Annotated in this window: 13 protein-coding genes; 8 read left to right on the top strand and 5 right to left on the bottom strand. The window is 57.7% G+C overall.

What is annotated here, in order from left to right; genetic code table 11:
- Positions 1–60 precede the first annotated feature (60 nt).
- Positions 61–639 carry a DUF924 family protein gene (locus ACR0JG_RS12695; protein ID WP_480570180.1) on the top strand — a complete coding sequence of 193 codons (579 nt, stop codon included), beginning with the start codon at positions 61–63 and terminating at the stop codon, positions 637–639.
- On the opposite strand, the gene ACR0JG_RS12690 is transcribed toward ACR0JG_RS12695, so the two are convergent.
- Positions 636–1,070, bottom strand: a complete 435-nt coding sequence (locus tag ACR0JG_RS12690) for a hypothetical protein (protein ID WP_480570177.1) — start codon at positions 1,068–1,070, stop codon at positions 636–638. The two genes, ACR0JG_RS12695 and ACR0JG_RS12690, sit on opposite strands and share 4 nt — an antisense overlap.
- Positions 1,071–1,283: 213 nt before the next feature.
- Here ACR0JG_RS12690 and lpdA point away from each other — a divergent pair, with 213 nt between their 5' ends.
- Complete coding sequence (lpdA, locus tag ACR0JG_RS12685; protein ID WP_480570174.1) at positions 1,284–2,678, top strand: dihydrolipoyl dehydrogenase; 1,395 nt, start codon at positions 1,284–1,286, stop codon at positions 2,676–2,678.
- A gap of 134 nt (positions 2,679–2,812) precedes the next feature.
- On the opposite strand, the gene ACR0JG_RS12680 is transcribed toward lpdA, so the two are convergent.
- Positions 2,813–4,198, bottom strand: a complete 1,386-nt coding sequence (locus ACR0JG_RS12680) for a dipeptidase (protein ID WP_480561363.1) — start codon at positions 4,196–4,198, stop codon at positions 2,813–2,815.
- A gap of 302 nt (positions 4,199–4,500) precedes the next feature.
- On the opposite strand from ACR0JG_RS12680, the gene hemA reads away from it, so the two are divergent.
- The 3 genes from hemA (at position 4,501) to ispG (ending at position 8,261) form a co-directional block, all read left to right on the top strand.
- Positions 4,501–5,724, top strand: a complete 1,224-nt coding sequence (hemA, locus tag ACR0JG_RS12675) for a 5-aminolevulinate synthase (protein ID WP_170612342.1) — start codon at positions 4,501–4,503, stop codon at positions 5,722–5,724.
- 130 nt (positions 5,725–5,854) lie between these two features.
- Positions 5,855–7,069, top strand: coding sequence for a helix-turn-helix domain-containing protein (locus ACR0JG_RS12670; protein ID WP_480570170.1), 1,215 nt, complete (start codon positions 5,855–5,857; stop codon positions 7,067–7,069).
- Positions 7,070–7,139: 70 nt separating this feature from the next.
- Complete coding sequence (gene ispG, locus ACR0JG_RS12665; RefSeq protein WP_170396552.1) at positions 7,140–8,261, top strand: flavodoxin-dependent (E)-4-hydroxy-3-methylbut-2-enyl-diphosphate synthase; 1,122 nt, start codon at positions 7,140–7,142, stop codon at positions 8,259–8,261.
- 6 nt (positions 8,262–8,267) lie between these two features.
- Here ispG and ACR0JG_RS12660 read toward each other — a convergent pair whose 3' ends face one another.
- Genes ACR0JG_RS12660 through ACR0JG_RS12650 form a run of 3 tightly spaced genes read right to left on the bottom strand, consistent with a single transcriptional unit; the run spans position 8,268 to position 11,501 of the window.
- Complete coding sequence (locus tag ACR0JG_RS12660; RefSeq protein ID WP_480570167.1) at positions 8,268–9,338, bottom strand: agmatine deiminase family protein; 1,071 nt, start codon at positions 9,336–9,338, stop codon at positions 8,268–8,270.
- 22 nt (positions 9,339–9,360) lie between these two features.
- Complete coding sequence (locus ACR0JG_RS12655) at positions 9,361–10,119, bottom strand: DsbA family protein (protein WP_170396556.1); 759 nt, start codon at positions 10,117–10,119, stop codon at positions 9,361–9,363.
- Positions 10,116–11,501: a M48 family metalloprotease gene (locus ACR0JG_RS12650; RefSeq protein ID WP_170646602.1), complete on the bottom strand. Its 1,386-nt coding sequence runs from the start codon at positions 11,499–11,501 to the stop codon at positions 10,116–10,118. The genes ACR0JG_RS12655 and ACR0JG_RS12650 overlap by 4 nt, the downstream gene beginning before the upstream one ends.
- Here ACR0JG_RS12650 and ACR0JG_RS12645 point away from each other — a divergent pair.
- The 3 genes from ACR0JG_RS12645 (at position 11,500) to ACR0JG_RS12635 (ending at position 16,532) form a co-directional block, all read left to right on the top strand.
- Positions 11,500–12,663 carry a pyridoxal phosphate-dependent aminotransferase gene (locus ACR0JG_RS12645; RefSeq protein ID WP_480570162.1) on the top strand — a complete coding sequence of 388 codons (1,164 nt, stop codon included), beginning with the start codon at positions 11,500–11,502 and terminating at the stop codon, positions 12,661–12,663. The genes ACR0JG_RS12650 and ACR0JG_RS12645 overlap by 2 nt on opposite strands.
- A 66-nt stretch (positions 12,664–12,729) precedes the next feature.
- Complete coding sequence (locus tag ACR0JG_RS12640; protein WP_170626681.1) at positions 12,730–13,950, top strand: N-acetylmuramoyl-L-alanine amidase; 1,221 nt, start codon at positions 12,730–12,732, stop codon at positions 13,948–13,950.
- A 95-nt stretch (positions 13,951–14,045) separates the two neighbouring features.
- Entirely contained in the window at positions 14,046–16,532 is a 2,487-nt protein-coding gene (locus ACR0JG_RS12635; RefSeq protein ID WP_170396564.1) for a PBP1A family penicillin-binding protein, read from the top strand.
- Positions 16,533–16,610: the final 78 nt, after the last annotated feature.

Genomic DNA, 16,610 nt, shown 5'->3' with positions numbered 1-16,610 from the left:
CTGTAAAAGTGATTTTAATGACGTTACGTCCTGGGGAGGGCAATTACGGAGTCTAGGGCAATGGTAAGTCCTGAAGAAGTATTGAGTTTTTGGTTAGATGAGGTTGGCCCCGAGGGGTGGTACCTGCAGGATGAAGCGCTGGATGCGCGGATCCGGGATAAATTTCTTTCAACATGGGAAGCCGCGTGTGAGGGTAAATTCTCGCTTTGGCTGACCTATCCTAGCGGTTCGCTGGCCTATATTATTCTTATGGATCAGTTGCCTCGCAACATGTTCCGAGGAAGCAAACAGGCCTTTGCATCGGATCGGGCAGCACTGGCTGCAGCGAAATGCGCGGTCGACAAAGGCTGGGATCTTAAGATCGACGAACCGGCGCGGCAGTTCTTTTATTTGCCGATGATGCATTCGGAAAATCTGTGCGATCAGGAGCGCTGTGTGCGCCTTATGATCGAACGGATGCCGGAAGGCGGCGAGAGCAATCTGCTTCATGCGCGCGCTCATCGTGAAGTGATCCGCAAGTTCGGTCGTTTCCCGTATCGAAACGATGCGCTGGAACGCGCGACCACTGAACACGAAGCCGCATATGTCAGTAATGGCGGATATGGTTCGACTGTGCGCGAGTTGCAGGCCGCGACCTAGGTCGTGGGCTCACAGCCTTTTAGGATCAGAAGGCGGTCGGTGACAGTGTCGGCGGATGTCGTGATGGCATAGTCGATCAAGTCTTCTGGTTTTTCGACCAGGCCCGCCAATCGGGCCTGAGTGGCTTCCAGCTTCCCCTCCAGATCACCCAAACGTCGCAATGCCGCATTCAGCTGTTGGCGCGTGACCGCATCGAGTTGCGTGCCCTGACTGCTAAGGGTTGCAAGATCGCTGCGCAACGCGGCCAGTTCCCCACGAATTCCCTGCGCCTGATCTCGTAGCGGCGCCACGACCTGCAGGTTCTCAGCAAACCCGACCCGAATCTGATCGACAGACTGCGCAAGTTTCCACCCCAGAAACAGGCATAAAGCCAACAATATCAATGTCGCGTTCAAAAGAGCGAGCAGTAAATCTTTGAGCGTTTTAGCCATGATACGCCTTTCGAAAATCGGGAAGGTCAAAAACTGGTAGTACATATTCGTCAGTTCTAGCCTTTGCGGTAACGTGGGTATAGGCTGAATTCAGCTCCAAATACCTGATTTGACCCCGCGTCACATATGTCGCGGGCTCTGATGTTGATGCGTTGTAAAAAATAGTTTAACGGTAAACTAGTTTTTTGAACTGACCTGTGCCGAGAGGGAAACATGGCTGCACAATCTTATGATCTGATCGTAATCGGGGCTGGCCCCGGTGGCTATGTAGCCGCTATTCGCGCGGCGCAACTGGGCCTGAAGACCGCTGTCGTCGAGCGCGAACATCTGGGTGGTATCTGCCTGAACTGGGGCTGTATCCCGACAAAGGCACTACTGCGATCATCGGAAGTGTTTCACCTGATGGCGCGTGCCAAGGATTTTGGCTTGAAAGCAGACAAGGTCGGCTACGATCTGGATGCGGTTGTGAAGCGCTCGCGCGGTGTTGCCGCGCAGTTGTCCGGCGGCATAGGTCATCTGCTGAAAAAGAACAAAGTCGCTGTTGTCATGGGTGAGGCATCGATCCCCGCCAAGGGCAAGGTCAGCGTCAAAACAGACAAAGGCACGGAAGACCTAACCGCGAAGAATATCGTTCTGGCCACCGGTGCCCGGGCGCGCGAACTGCCGGGCCTTGAAGCGGATGGCGATCTGGTCTGGACGTACAAACACGCGCTGCAACCGCCGCGGATGCCCAAGAAACTGCTGGTCATCGGCTCGGGTGCGATCGGGATCGAATTCGCCAGCTTCTATAACACTTTGGGCGCGGACACGACCGTGGTCGAGGTGATGGATCGAGTGCTGCCTGTCGAAGATGCCGAGATCAGTGCATTTGCCAAGAAAGCTTTCACCAAGCAGGGCATGACCATCATGGAAAAGGCGATGGTTAAACAATTGGACCGCGCCAAGGGCAAGGTGACTGCGCATATCGAGGTGAAAGGCAAGGTTGAGAAACACGATTTTGACACGGTGATCTCAGCCGTGGGCATCGTCGGCAATGTGGAAAACCTCGGGCTTGAAGCCTTAGGTGTGAAGATCGACCGCACGCACGTGGTCACCGATGAATACTGCCGCACTGGGGTAGACGGGCTTTACGCTATAGGTGATATCGCCGGGGCGCCCTGGCTGGCACACAAAGCCAGCCACGAAGGCGTGATGGTAGCTGAGCTGATCGCGGGCAAACACGCACATCCGGTCAAGCCTGAAAGCATCGCGGGCTGCACTTATTGCCAGCCTCAGGTCGCTTCGGTTGGGTATAGCGAAGCCAAGGCCAAAGAGCTGGGCTTTGACATCAAGGTCGGACGCTTCCCGTTCATCGGCAACGGCAAGGCCATCGCGCTTGGTGAGCCCGAGGGACTGATCAAGACCGTCTTCGATGCCAAGACTGGGGAACTGCTGGGTGCACACATGATCGGTGCCGAAGTCACAGAGCTTATTCAGGGCTATGTGGTCGGTCGCCAGTTGGAAACCACTGAAGAAGACCTGATGAACACCGTCTTCCCGCATCCGACGCTGTCTGAAATGATGCATGAAAGCGTGCTGGATGCCTATGGACGCGTGATCCACATGTAAGGCCAGGGGGCTCTGCCCCAGCCGCGGCAAGCCGCGACTCCCCCGAGATATTTATAGCCAGATGAAGCAGGGGATCCGTACTTCATCTGGCCGAAAATACCTCGGAGCGCGAGGCAGAGCCTCGCAAAGGATCCTCATTTATTTATTGCTTCCAATATACGGGCCCACGAGCGGATGCCTTTGTGGAAGCTTTTGACGTCGTATTTCTCGTTCGGCGAGTGGATGGCATCATCGTCATTGGCATACCCAACCAGCATCGAATCCAGCCCCAACACTGTATTGAAATATCCAACCACCGGGATTGATCCGCCCATCCCGGTGAAAACGGCCTCGCGATTCCACTCGTCCGAAAGTGCTCCGCGGGCCGCTTCGAATTCTGGGCGGCTAAGGTTCATCACGGAAGCAGGCGAGCCTTCGAGATCACTGTCCCAGACCACTTTAGCATCCGTAGACAGGCGCTCTTCGACATGTTTGCGGATCCTTTTGCGGAGCGCGTCCGGGTCCATGTCGCCGACCAGGCGGCAGGTGATCTTGCAATGTGCCTCGGACGGGATAACGGTTTTGGAGCCCGCGCCGTTGTAACCTCCCCAAAGGCCATTCACTTCGAGCGTGGGTCGCGCCCATTGTTGTTCCAGCGTGGAATAGCCTGTTTCACCGTGCGGCTCGGTATAGCCAACCGAATTCAGGTATTCCGTTTCATCGAACCCGCAATTCTCCCATTGGCGCAACTGCTCGGCCGGGACTTCGTGTACGCCTTCGTAAAAACCTTCGACTGCGACGCGGCCGGTTTCTTCATCATAGAAGGATGCGACGATGCGCGACAGTTCCCGCAGCGGGTTCAGACCCGGCCCGCCATAGTGGCCCGAATGCAGGTCGATGCGGGGACCGATGATTGTGAATTCATCCTTGAGCATGCCGCGCAATTGCGACGCTATCGAAGGCACCCCCCGCGACACCATCGAAGTATCACAGACCAACGCGAGATCCGCCTGAAGCTCGGATTTGTTTGCTTTGAGAAATGGCACGAGCGAGGGCGACCCGGATTCTTCCTCACCTTCGAAGAAAAACGTGATGCGGCAGGGCAGGGTGCCATGCACTGCTTTCCAGGCGCGGCAGGCCTCGACGAAGGTCATCAGTTGGCCTTTGTCGTCAGAAGCGCCGCGCCCGCGTATCACCTGTCCGTGTGGAGTGTCTTCCAAAGCCGGATCGAAAGGATCGCGTGTCCACAGCTCCAGCGGATCGACAGGTTGCACATCATAGTGCCCATAGAACAGAACATGCGGCCCACCGCTGTCCTCACCGACATGGCCAACGACCATGGGATGTCCCGGAGTTTCGCGCTTTTCGGCTGCAATACCGATACTTTTCAGATCCGCCACCAGCCAATCGGCAGCCTGGTCGACTTGGTCCTTGAAGGCCGGGTCAGTCGAGATGGAGGGAATGCGCAGAAACTCCATCAGGCGGTCGATGGAGGTGGTCAGATCGGTATCGATCCGGCTCAGTACAGCGTCAAGCGACATAGGGGTCTCCTGGGAAGGTCTTGAAATTGGGCAGAGCCTATCAGCATGGGCGGTACCGTCCAGCAGGTTTCTGTGCTGGATCTGGGGAAAAGGCCTGCGGCGTTTCCTCGCGTCTTGTGGTCGTAACTTTGCTTGTCGGTTTAGGCGTTTGGCGTTATTTGATGCAAATCAAAGTTGGGTTCGGCTGTTCGGCTGTAGGCCAGTTGGACAGATGAACGCGACGCCATACTTCCAGCCCGGCTTGTGAAGTGGCGAAAAAAGTCGCCCGGGGCTATAATAACCGGGCATCCAAGGAGGGTCCGTTGGACTATACTGCTCAGATCGATACAGCGATTGCCAGGCTGCATGACGAAGGACGTTATCGGACCTTTATCGATATTGAACGTCGGAACGGTCATTTTCCGCATGCGGTACGGACTTGTCCCGATGGTTCGCAGCAGAACATCACCGTGTGGTGTGGCAATGATTATTTGGGCATGGGTCAGAATCCTGTTGTTTTGGAGGCCATGCACGAGGCGGTGGAGGCCGCAGGCGCAGGCTCGGGCGGGACGCGCAACATTTCAGGCACGACAGTCTATCACAAACGGCTGGAAGCTGAATTGGCGGACTTGCACGGCAAAGAAGCCGCACTGCTATTCACCAGTGCCTATATCGCCAATGACGCGACACTCAGCACTCTGCCAAAACTGTTCCCCGGCCTGATTATATATTCCGATGCACTGAACCATGCGTCGATGATCGAAGGCGTGCGCCGCAACGGGGGTGCCAAACGCATCTTCCGCCACAATGACGTGGCACATCTGCGTGAGTTGCTGGAGGCTGATGACCCTGCAGCCCCCAAGCTGATCGCGTTTGAGTCGGTCTATTCGATGGATGGCGATTTCGGACCCATTGAAGAGATTTGCGATCTGGCCGATGAATTCGGTGCTTTGACCTATATTGATGAGGTTCACGCGGTTGGCATGTACGGCCCCCGCGGCGGGGGCGTAACCGAGCGTGATCGGTTGGCGCATCGCATTGACATCATCAACGGAACGCTTGCCAAAGCCTATGGTGTCATGGGCGGCTACATCGCGGCGAGTGCCAAGATGTGTGACGCCATCCGGTCCTATGCGCCGGGCTTCATCTTCACTACCTCGCTGCCACCTGCGGTTGCGGCAGGGGCGGCAGCCTCGGTGGCCTATCTCAAGCGCGCGCCTGAACTGCGCGAGCAGCACCAGACCCAGGCCAGCATTCTTAAGCTGAGGCTGAAAGGGCTTGGCATGCCTCTGATTGATCACGGCAGCCACATTGTGCCGGTGATCGTTGGCAACCCCGTCCACACCAAGAAGTTGAGCGATATGCTGCTGGATGACTATGGTATCTATGTGCAGCCAATCAATTTCCCGACCGTTCCGCGCGGCACCGAACGTCTGCGGTTTACGCCATCTCCGGTGCATGGACCCGACGAAATGAACCGTCTGGTGCAGGCGATGGACGAACTTTGGTCACATTGTGCGCTAAATCGCGCCGAACTTGCTGGTTAACCTCACGCTAAAGTGTGCAACGAGTTTGCTGCGTGTTAAGCTTACGCTAACAAAAGAAGCGGACGAATCGTTATAGGGGCGATTCGACGTTTGCGCGTAACACGCGACAGGCAAAGATGGGGCAGCAGGAATGATTGGGCGCAGATCACAGCGCGATTCCGAAGAAGACATGGACGTCAGACCCAAGGGTTTTGATGACTATGAGGTACGGCTTGGCGATGTCATGCGCGGCGAACGTGCAACGATGGGCAAGTCGCTTCTGGATGTGCAGCGTGAACTGCGAATCAAAGCCAACTACATCGCCGCCATCGAAAATGCAGATCCCGATGCCTTTGACACACCCGGCTTCATCGCCGGGTATGTGCGTTCATATGCCCGCTATCTGGGCATGAACCCCGATGAGACTTTTGCGACCTTCTGTCAGGAAAGCGGTTTCGAGGTTGCGCATGGCATGTCGGCCGAGGCGTCGGTGGTCAAAAAAGCGCAAGGTGGTTTGCCCTCACGCGGGCCGATGGGACGTGATCCGTTTGTCTCGCCCAGTACGCCTTATATTCCGGGCCGCGAATCCGTAGTCAGCCAGATTGAACCGCGTGCTATTGGATCGACGCTGGTGCTGTTGGCCGTCATTGGCGGCATCGGTTATGGGGGCTGGTCGGTTCTGAACCGCATTCAGCAGGTGCAGGTCAGCCCGGTTGAGCAGGCCCCCGTCGTGCTTACAGACCTTGATCCGCTGGATGCCGCGCAGGCCCGGCCCGAGGGAACCGAACTGGCCAGCGCCGAGGTGCCAAGCTCTGAAGCGCTGGATCGTCTGTATCGTCCGCAGGCGCTTGATGTGCCGGTGCTGGTGGCGCGGGATGCGCCGATTTCCACCCTTGATCCGCGCAGTGTCGGAACGTTCCGCGCGCCTGAACCTCCGCAAATCAAAGTGACCGAAGTGCATACGGTTGAACGCCCGGCCTTGCCTCAAGTGGTTGAAAAGCTGGATACAACGCTGAAGATCGTGGCCGTGAACCCCGCTTGGATGCGTGTCACGGCAGCCGATGGCAGCGTGATTTTCGAAGGAACTCTGGGCACCGTTGAGCAGGGCAGCACGTTCGAGGTGCCGCTCACCGAGGAACCCCCGCAACTGCGAGCAGGAGCCGCGGGGTCGGTCTATTTCTCGATGAATGGCGAACATTTTGGTCCTGTGGGCGCGCCGGGTACGGTGGCCAAAGGTGTTGTTCTGTCAAAAGATGCCGTTGCAGAAACCTTCGCAGTTGCCGATCTTGAGGCCGATCAGAACAGCGCACTCAAGCAACTGGTGGCCGAGCTGCAGACCGAGGCGGCAGAAGCGCCCGCCGAGTGATCTTGGCATTGCTCCCCAAGGGATGGCGAACTATCTAAGGGTCAATTCAGGCTGATCCGGATCGATCCTCATGTCGCTCAATCACGTGCGCCCCTGGCGCAATATCTATCGCCGCAAATCCCGCCAGATCATGGTTGGCAATGTGCCCGTCGGAGGTGACGCACCGATTGCCGTGCAGACCATGACCAACACGCTGACCACCGACGTGGCTGCGACCGTGGCACAGGTGCAGGCGGCAGCAGAGGCGGGGGCGGATATCGTGCGGGTCTCGGTCCCGGATGAGGCCTCGTCAAAAGCGCTGAAAGAGATCGTGCGCGAAAGCCCTGTTCCTATCGTGGCTGATATTCATTTCCACTACCGTCGCGGAATCGAATCCGCCGAGGCCGGTGCGGCCTGTCTGCGGATCAATCCGGGCAATATCGGCGATGAAAAACGGGTGAAAGAGGTCATCAAAGCCGCGCGAGACCACAATTGCTCGATCCGGATCGGGGTGAACGCAGGGAGCCTGGAAAAGCACCTGCTTGAGAAATACGGCGAGCCGTGCCCCGAAGCGATGGTCGAGAGCGGGTTGGAGCATATCCGTATTCTCGAAGACAACGACTTTCACAATTTCAAGATCAGTGTGAAAGCCAGCGACGTATTCCTGTCAGCCGCGGCTTATCAGGGCATTGCCGAGGCGACGGATGCGCCCATCCATCTGGGCATCACCGAGGCCGGAGGGCTGGTCAGCGGCACCATCAAATCGGCCATCGGTCTGGGCAATCTGCTGTGGATGGGCATTGGCGACACGATCCGCGTCAGCCTGTCTGCTGATCCGGTGGAAGAGGTCAAGGTCGGCTATGAGATCCTGAAATCTCTGGGCCTGCGCCATCGCGGCGTGAACATCATCTCATGCCCCTCCTGCGCGCGACAGGGATTTGACGTAATCAAAACGGTTGAGGCGTTGGAGCATCGCTTGGAACACATCAAGACACCCATGAGCCTGTCGATCATCGGCTGTGTCGTGAACGGTCCGGGTGAGGCGCTGATGACCGATGTCGGTTTCACCGGTGGCGGGGCAGGCTCGGGCATGGTCTATCTGGCAGGCAAAGCCAGCCACAAGATGTCAAACGACCAGATGATTGATCACATCGTTGAAGAGGTCGAAAAGAAGGCAGCAGAGTTGGATGCGGCAGCTGAAGCTGCTGAGTAACAAGGCCTATGCAACAGGCATTTGCTGTGTTGCGCAGTGAATGCCGCCGCCCAGCTCGCCCAATACGTCGACATTCAATGCAATGATCTCGCGCCCGGGGTAGTGACGAGCCAGGGCCATCTGTGCAATCTCATCGGTTTCGCGGTCTCCGAACTGGGCCATCACGATGCCGCCATTACAAGCATAGTAATTCGCATAAGACGCCACGAATTCGGGATCGTTAACTCGGCGCCTATTGGGTTCAGGGATCACCTCAACCTGCAATCCTTCGGCGACGAGACGGTCATGAGTATCAAGGGCCGCGACATGAAACGGATCATCCATATCCGGCTCGTCTGGCAGGTTGATCAAAACGCGCCCAGGGCCGGTGAAGCGCGCCAGACTGTCGATGTGGTAATCGGTGATATCCTCGCCCCAGACCCCATCAGACCAGACCATGCGGTCAGCCCCATAGGCTGCCAGTAATCGGGATTCAATTTCGTTGCGTGACAGGTCTGGATTGCGGTTCTCATTCACCCACGAGCTTTCATGGGCCATGATCAACCCATGCCCGTCTTGTTCTACACCACCGGCCTCGCCCCTCAAGCCGGACGGAAGCAGGGGCAGGCCGAGGTGATCGGCAACCTTACTGGCGATTTGCGCATCGTGTTTGTGCACCTGTTTCCGGCCCCAGCCATTGAACTGGATACGAGTGACCGCAATCCCGCCTCGATTGTCGATCACGAAGATTGGACCTGCGTCGCGGCACCACAAATCTTCGGTTGGAACATCCCAGAGCTCGACTGATGAGGAAAGTTTTTGACGCGCATCCGCATGGTGCTTTGCCGCCGCAAGCATTGTCACGGGTTCAAAGGCGGAAATGGCGTTCGCGATTTCCGCGATGGTTTGTTGCACCATATCCAGAAAGATCTGGTCACGGTAAACTTTGCGGCTGACCGGCCATTGCATAAATGTGCGTTCGTGGGGCGCTTCTTCCGCCGGTACAAAGAAGTTTGAGGTGCGCTGAGCGAGGGTTTGCTTAGACAGGCCCATAAAACTCAGCGCGCCTCCAGTGAGTAAGAGGTTCCGTCGATCCATGCTGGAAACCTACAGTGATGACTTAACCCTGTTCTGCCCGAACTCCATTTGCGATCTGGAGCATTTGGTCTGCGGGCAGGTACCCGCGCATCATTTCGGTGCCCAGAACAAAGGACGGTGTGCCTGAAATCCGCAGCTTTTGCGCCAGATCGCGGGTTTTTGCGATTTCTTCGGTGACCTCATCGCTGTTCATTGCCGCGATGATCGCGTCGCTGTCCAGACCCAGCCCATCTGAAATCCGGCGCAGGGTCACCTCTGAGGGCTCGCCGCTGAATTCCAGCAGAGCGTCATGGACCTGCTTATAGGCATCGTCTCCGGCTACCTGTTTTGTTGCGATGGCAAAGCGGGATGACGCTACAGAGGCATCGCCCAGGATCGGCAATTCCTTAATCACAAGACGGATATTGCCGTCCTCGGCCAGCAGGGTGGCCACTTCGGGCACGGCGCGCCGGCAGTAACCGCAACGGTAGTCCATGAACTCGACCAGAGTAATATCGCCGTCCGGATTGCCACCGACCCAGCTGTAACCGTCATTAAAAAGCTCGTCAGCGTTGGCCGCGACGAGCTCCTTGTCAGCCTGAGCCTCGGCAACGGCATTGCGTTCCTCAAGGATGTTGATCGCCTCGAGGATCACTTCGGGGTTTTCCAGAAGGTATTCGCGCACTTGTGCGCCAAACTCGGCCTTCTCGGCGTCGCTCATCGCGTTCAATTCCAGCGCCTGCGCAGGACCAGTGATCAGGGAAAGACCCAATAGGGCCGGTGCAGCATGTCTCAGGATCATTTCCGTTTCCTCTTTTTCTTCTTCTTTGCGCGCTCCGAGGCAATCAACACATCCTGTGCCCTTTGCCAACCCGGAGAGCCTTCGGGGAGCTGTGCAACAGCCCGTTTAGCATGTATGCCCGCATCATCAAGTCGGCCCTGCAGCGCATAGCGTTCTGCAGTCACCGCAGACGCCATTCCGTTGTTGCCCACCTGCGAATAGGCAGAACCCAGATCCTGCATCAGCCGGGCATTGCGATAGTCGCGTGCGCGCGCCTTTTCAAGCACTTGCAGGGCTTTCTTCGTCTTGCCATCCGCCAGCAAAGCACGTCCGTAACCGGCGAGGATCAGGGCATTGTTGGGCGCCATATCAACGGCTGCACCGTAGGCATCCACAGCTTCGGGCACGCGCCGGTTCTCCAATAGAATCTGGCCCTTCAATTCATAAAAAAACGGATCGTCAGGGCGAATCTCCAGCGCACCATCGATTGCGGCGCGGGCACGGGCGAGATCGCGATTTTGATGATGGGCCGATGCCTCGCGCATCAGGCGTATGTCACGATCTTTTTCTTCGCCCGCGCGACGCATGGTCCAGGCCGGGGATCGAAGAAAGGCTGACAACTTACCTTTGATCCGCGCAAACCAGTAATCGGCATTTGCGTTTTGCTCTGCCTTGTCGCCGAATTCGTTCAGAAAGGCCTCGGCGGCGCGCAAACGTTCGCGGCTGGTTGGGTGTGAGCGCATGTAGGGGTCTTGATTGACGGGGTTCAACAGCTCTTGCCCCGCGAACTTACGGTGCAGGTTGACCATCCCGCGCGGAGATACTCCCGCCCAACGCAAATAGCTGGCAGCACTTCGATCCGCCGAGGCTTCTTCGGCCCGCGTATGGCCCAGAAAGCTGCGCAGCGCCGAGGCTTGTGTGCCCGCTGCAATTCCTGCTGCAGCTTCTCCGCCACCTGCGGCTGCGGCTGCAAGCGCTAAAAGCGTCCCAAGCTGCGCGTTACGTTGTGCCGCTCGCAGGTTCTCTGAGCGTCTGGCCAGGTGGCCGTTGGCGATGTGCGCGGCCTCGTGTGCGATCACCGCTTGCAGCATCTCGGGCGTATCGACGCTCAGGATCAAGCCATAGTTGATATAGATCGTGTTGTAATCGATCACGAAGGCATTGAACGTACCATCATTGACGATCAGTACGCGCACCCGGTTGGTGTTCAGGCCAGCGGCCCGCAGGATCGGAAAGGCGAGCTCTTGCAGCCCGTGTTCAATGTCGGGATCGCGGATAAGGCTTTGCGCGCTGGCCTGCATGGCGCTGATCGACCATGTCACTGCCAGCAGCAACACGGCCGGGATTGACGCCAGCCGGGATAAGCGTTCAAAAGCCATGGCTGCAACATGGGAGATGGCCATGAGAAACTCAACCCGTTCCGGGGTCGATCCCTTCATCGTGATGGACGTGATGGAGGCCGCGCGCAAGGCGGAAGAAGCCGGGCGGCATGTCGTTCACATGGAAGTAGGTCAACCGGGGACCGGCGCACCCAAAGGGGCAACCGAAGCATTGGCGAAGGCCATGGAACAAGGGCCGCTTGGGTATACGGTGGCTTTGGGTTTGCCCGCTCTTCGTCAGCGGATCGCGCAGATGTATGGTGAATGGTATGGCGTTGATCTCAATCCAGAACGGGTGGTCATCACACCGGGATCATCGGGCGGGTTTTTGCTCGCCTTTACCGCTCTGTTCGACAGCGGTGATCGGGTGGGGATTGGTGCCCCGGGATATCCCTCATATAGGCAAATCCTGAAAGCATTGGGTTTGGTGCCGGTAGACTTGCCGACAGCACCGGAAAACCGGCTGCAGCCGGTGCCCGCCGATTTCACGGGGCTTGATTTGCAGGGATTGATGGTTGCCTCGCCTGCCAACCCGACTGGGACAATGCTGGATCATGCGGCGATGCAGGCGCTGATCGATGCGGCGCACGCGCAGGGTGCATCGTTCATCAGTGACGAGATTTATCACGGGCTGGAATACGAGGCCAAAGCCGTCACTGCGCTCGAGCTGACGGATGAGTGCTATGTGATAAACTCATTCTCCAAATATTTTTCGATGACCGGCTGGCGCGTTGGCTGGATGGTTGTGCCCGAGGATCAGGTACGGGTGGTTGAGCGGATTGCCCAGAACATGTTCATCTGCGCGCCTCACGCCAGTCAGGTGGCCGCATTGGCAGCTATAGATTGTAACGACGAATTGCAGGCAAATCTGGATGTATACCGCCGCAATCGTCTGTTGATGCTGGACGGGTTGCCCAAGGCCGGTTTTACCAATATCGCACCGCCGGATGGGGCGTTTTATGTTTACGCGGATGTCTCAGACTTGACCGATGACAGCCGGGCATTTGCAGCCGAGATTCTCGACAAAGCCGGGGTTGCCGTGACGCCGGGGCTGGATTTCGACCCAGTGCGCGGGCATACGACGCTGCGATTTTCCTATGCGCGATCGACCGAAGACATTCAGGATGGGCTGGATCGGCTACAACGTTTTATGGCCAAGCGGGGTGCGATCCCGCAATCGGCCTAAAGCGTTCACAAAGGCGGCGTCATGCGATAGGCTCTGCCTCAAACGATCTCGGGATAACTTGAGGCCATGAGCAGGATTTTCTACGCAATCGCCCTGATCTGGGCGTTGAACGGTGTCGCTGTCGCGCAGGACTTCAGCGCGCTCGCACGCGTCCTTCCGGACCAGAGCGGCATCGTCGATGATGGTAATACCGGCGTAAGGGTCGAACTTGGGCTGACTCAAGGCGTGCCATACCGCGTGTTCACGCTGCGCGATCCATACCGCGTGGTTCTGGATTTCCAAGAGGTCGACTGGTCTGGCCTGAACCGCGAGACCTTCCTACAAACCAGCCGGATCAGCGGTGTTCAATTCGGGGCATACGTGCCCGGTTGGTCGCGTCTGGTGTTGGAGCTGGGCGCTCCGCTGGCGGTGGAAACAGCTGATCTGCGGGTTGATCAGGCGACGGGCACTGCTCAACTATCGCTGCACCTAAAAGGCACTGATTTTGACAGTTTTGCAGCCAGCGCAGGTGCCCCCCGTCAGCCCGGCTGGGATTTGCCGGAACCCGCAGTGACACCGGCACTGCCACGGCGCGACGGTGTGCGGGCGGTACGGGTCATGCTGGATCCCGGGCATGGCGGCATTGATCCCGGGGCAGAATTCGCTGATACAAATGAGAAAACACTGATGCTAACGTTCGCGCGAGAGCTGCGAGAGGCGCTGCTGCGTACCGGCGGTTTCGAAGTGGTGATGACGCGTGTTGACGATCAATTCGTCTCGCTCGAACGCCGTATCTCGCTGGCACATCAGGCCGGGGCCGACGTGTTTATCTCACTGCACGCGGATTCGCTTTCCGAAGGGCTGGCGCATGGGTCGGTCGTCTACACTCTTTCAGAGGAAGCTTCAGACGTTGCCAGTCAAAAGCTGGCCGAACGGCATGACCGGAGTGATTTGATCGCAGGCATTGATCTCAGCGGTGCGGACGATCAGGTCGCTGATGTGTTGCTGGATCTGGCTCGGCAAGAGACCGTGCCACGCAGTAGCGCACTGGCGCGCTCGCTGGTGGATGGAATGACGCAGCAGGGAGGCCCGATGAATCGTCGTCCGCTACGTTCTTCGTCGTTTTCGGTGTTGAAGGCAGCAGATATCCCATCGGTTCTGGTTGAGTTGGGTTTTTTGTCCAGCCCGCGCGATTTCAAGAACATCTCTGATCCGAACTGGCGCGCATCCATGGCGCATGGGCTTGTGCAGGGGCTTGAGAACTGGCGTCGGGACGATCTGGTGAAGCGATCTCTGATCGGACAATGACGCAGCGGCGCAAAACAGCCATTGTAGCCTTTCGTGTTTTGACCCTGCGCGGGGGCGACACTATATAGGCGTCATCGCGAGTAAAAGGCAGTAACGTGATCCGGTTCATTCTTTCGTTCTTCGGGGCAATTTTCAGTCTCGTGACCTTAGGTATTTTTATGGCCGCGCTGGTCGTTGGCGCGGTGTTCTGGATGTATGGCCGAGACCTGCCCAGCCACGAGTCATTGGCGCAATACAAACCACCGACGATCAGCCGGATTTACTCGGGTGAGGGCCAGCTGATCGACGAATTTGCACAGGAGCGCCGCCTGTTCACGCCGTCCGAGGAAATTCCCGATCTGGTAAAACAAGCGTTTATCTCGGCGGAAGACAAGAATTTCTATACCCATCAGGGCTATGACCCGCGGGGTATCATTGCTGCCGGGGTCGAGGCCGTGCGCACCAAGGGCGAAACCGTACGTGGTGCATCAACGATTACACAGCAGGTGATGAAGAACTTCCTGCTGTCCGGCGACCGCCGGGCCGAGCGCAAGATCAAGGAAATTATCCTCGCCACCCGGCTTGAGGATACCTTGGACAAGGAACAGATCCTCGAGCTGTATATGAACGAGATCTTTCTGGGTCAGAACTCTTATGGTGTGACCGCTGCTGCGCAGACCTATTTCAACAAAACTCTGCAGGAACTGGCCCCGCATGAGGCCGCGATGCTGGCGGCGATGCCCAAGGCACCATCGGACTACCATCCTGTGCGGCAGAAAGAACGTTTGCTGAACCGCCGCAACTATGTGCTGCGCGAGATGCAACAGAACGGCTATATCGATCAGGCCACCTATGAGACCGAAGTCGAGATGCCTTTGCGTTCGGTTCAGAACGGCGATTTTGAGAGCTTCCGCACTGCACTGCCGCCGCGTGACTATTTCACCGACGAAATCCGTCGCCAGTTGAGCGAGGATTTTGGCGAGGGTGAGTTTTTCACTGGCGGTTTCACCGTACGCGCCTCGGTGGATGAGGAAATGCAGGTCGAAGCGGCGAAAGCCCTGCGCACGGCGCTGCAGAAATACGACCGCTCTCGTGGGCGGTGGCGCGGCACAGGCGAGGTCATCGCCGAGGAGAAGCTGGCGGATGAAGCACAGTGGCGCGAGGCGCTGGCGATCATGGAAATCCCCCGCGACGTGGTGCTGCCGACGCAGTGGTATCCTGCCGTTGTTCTGAACGTGGCCGACCAATCCCTGACCGTCGGGATCGAAGATGGCCCAGCAGATGGCACCGTCCCGCGCGAAGACATCAAGTGGATGCAGGGCAATTTCCAGGACAATTTCAAACGCGGCGATGTCATTCTGGTAATGGCTGGCGAAGAGGGGCAGTGGTCTGCCCGTCAGGTGCCAGAAGTGCAGGGCGGCTTTGTCGCGATGGACGTGAATTCGGGCCGTGTTCTGGCGATGCAGGGCGGGTTCTCGTATCAGGATACCGTGTTTAACCGCGCCACTCAGGCACAGCGCCAACCCGGGTCGAGCTTCAAACCGTTCGTTTATGCAGCGGCGCTAGACAGCGGATACAGCCCCGCAACGATCGTTGTGGATGCGCCGATTGAAGTGAATACACCGCAGGGACTGTGGCGACCCAAGAACTCGACGAACAAGTTTTACGGTCCAACGCCCTTGCGTACCGGGATCGAACAGTCGCGGAACCTGATGACCATCCGTCTGGCGCAAGAAGTCACAATGCCCGTGGTCGCAGGCTATGCCGAGCGGTTTGGCGTTTATGACCGGATGGGTGCGTTCCTTGCGAACTCGCTAGGGTCTGAAGAGACTACGCTGTACAAAATGGTCGCTGCCTATGCGATGTTCGCCAATGGTGGCGAGCGGGTTGAACCCACACTGGTCGACCGTATTCAGGACCGGTTTGGCAAGACCATCTATCGCCATGACGATCGCCAGTGCGTCGATTGTAACTCTAGCTGGCTTGAGCCTGATGAATCGCCCACGATCCTCACCGATCGCAGCCAGGTCATGGATGCCATCACCGCCTACCAATTGACGTCGATGATGAAGGGCGTGGTTGATCGCGGCACTGCATCACGTGTTGTGAACCTGCCCGTGCCCACAGCGGGCAAGACCGGCACCACGAACGAATCCAAGGATGCGTGGTTCATCGGTTTCACCTCAAATATCGTGGCCGGTTGCTACATCGGTTATGACCGCCCGCGCCCTATGGGCCGAGGAGCCTACGGCGGCACCTTGTGCGGTCCTGTGTTCCAAAGCTTTATGGAAAAAGCAGTCGAGAAATACGGCGGTGGCCCGTTCGAGGTGCCTCCGGGTGGCCATTTCATCAAGATTGACCGGTTCAGCGGCGCGCGCCTGCCAGAAGACGCGAGTGGAGAATATGTGGTCGCCGAGTATTTCCGTGATGGCGTGGATGGTTTTATCGATCGCGTCTATGACGGTGGCTTCGCGATGGGATCTGACCTGCCGTTGTTTGAAGAGGCAAGTTCGGGCCGTCAGGTGACCACCTCAACCGGGGATACGATCACGGTTGGCCCCAATGCCAGCCAGGGCGATCTGCAGGGCGGCGGGCTTTACTGATCCGCCCAAGTTTCCCGGCTCAGTCGTCTTGTGGTGCCTCGCACCTCTTGCTATCACGCACACCTGATTGAGCAAGTT

This window comes from Ruegeria sp. AD5, from assembly GCF_056542345.1.
Note: the sequence above shows the minus strand (reverse complement) of the source record. Positions and strands in the feature narration are given on the sequence as shown.

Bases quoted from the DNA above. Each gene is read 5' to 3' on its own strand.
- ACR0JG_RS12695 (WP_480570180.1), top strand. From the start codon at position 61: ATGGTAAGTCCTGAAGAAGTATTGAGTTTTTGGTTAGATGAGGTTGGC.
- ACR0JG_RS12690 (WP_480570177.1), bottom strand. From the start codon at position 1,070: ATGGCTAAAACGCTCAAAGATTTACTGCTCGCTCTTTTGAACGCGACA.
- lpdA (WP_480570174.1), top strand. From the start codon at position 1,284: ATGGCTGCACAATCTTATGATCTGATCGTAATCGGGGCTGGCCCCGGT.
- ACR0JG_RS12680 (WP_480561363.1), bottom strand. From the start codon at position 4,198: ATGTCGCTTGACGCTGTACTGAGCCGGATCGATACCGATCTGACCACC.
- ACR0JG_RS12670 (WP_480570170.1), top strand. From the start codon at position 5,855: ATGATTGGGCGCAGATCACAGCGCGATTCCGAAGAAGACATGGACGTC.
- ispG (WP_170396552.1), top strand. From the start codon at position 7,140: ATGTCGCTCAATCACGTGCGCCCCTGGCGCAATATCTATCGCCGCAAA.
- ACR0JG_RS12660 (WP_480570167.1), bottom strand. From the start codon at position 9,338: ATGGATCGACGGAACCTCTTACTCACTGGAGGCGCGCTGAGTTTTATG.
- ACR0JG_RS12655 (WP_170396556.1), bottom strand. From the start codon at position 10,119: ATGATCCTGAGACATGCTGCACCGGCCCTATTGGGTCTTTCCCTGATC.
- ACR0JG_RS12645 (WP_480570162.1), top strand. From the start codon at position 11,500: ATGAGAAACTCAACCCGTTCCGGGGTCGATCCCTTCATCGTGATGGAC.
- ACR0JG_RS12650 (WP_170646602.1), bottom strand. From the start codon at position 11,501: ATGGCCATCTCCCATGTTGCAGCCATGGCTTTTGAACGCTTATCCCGG.
- ACR0JG_RS12640 (WP_170626681.1), top strand. From the start codon at position 12,730: ATGAGCAGGATTTTCTACGCAATCGCCCTGATCTGGGCGTTGAACGGT.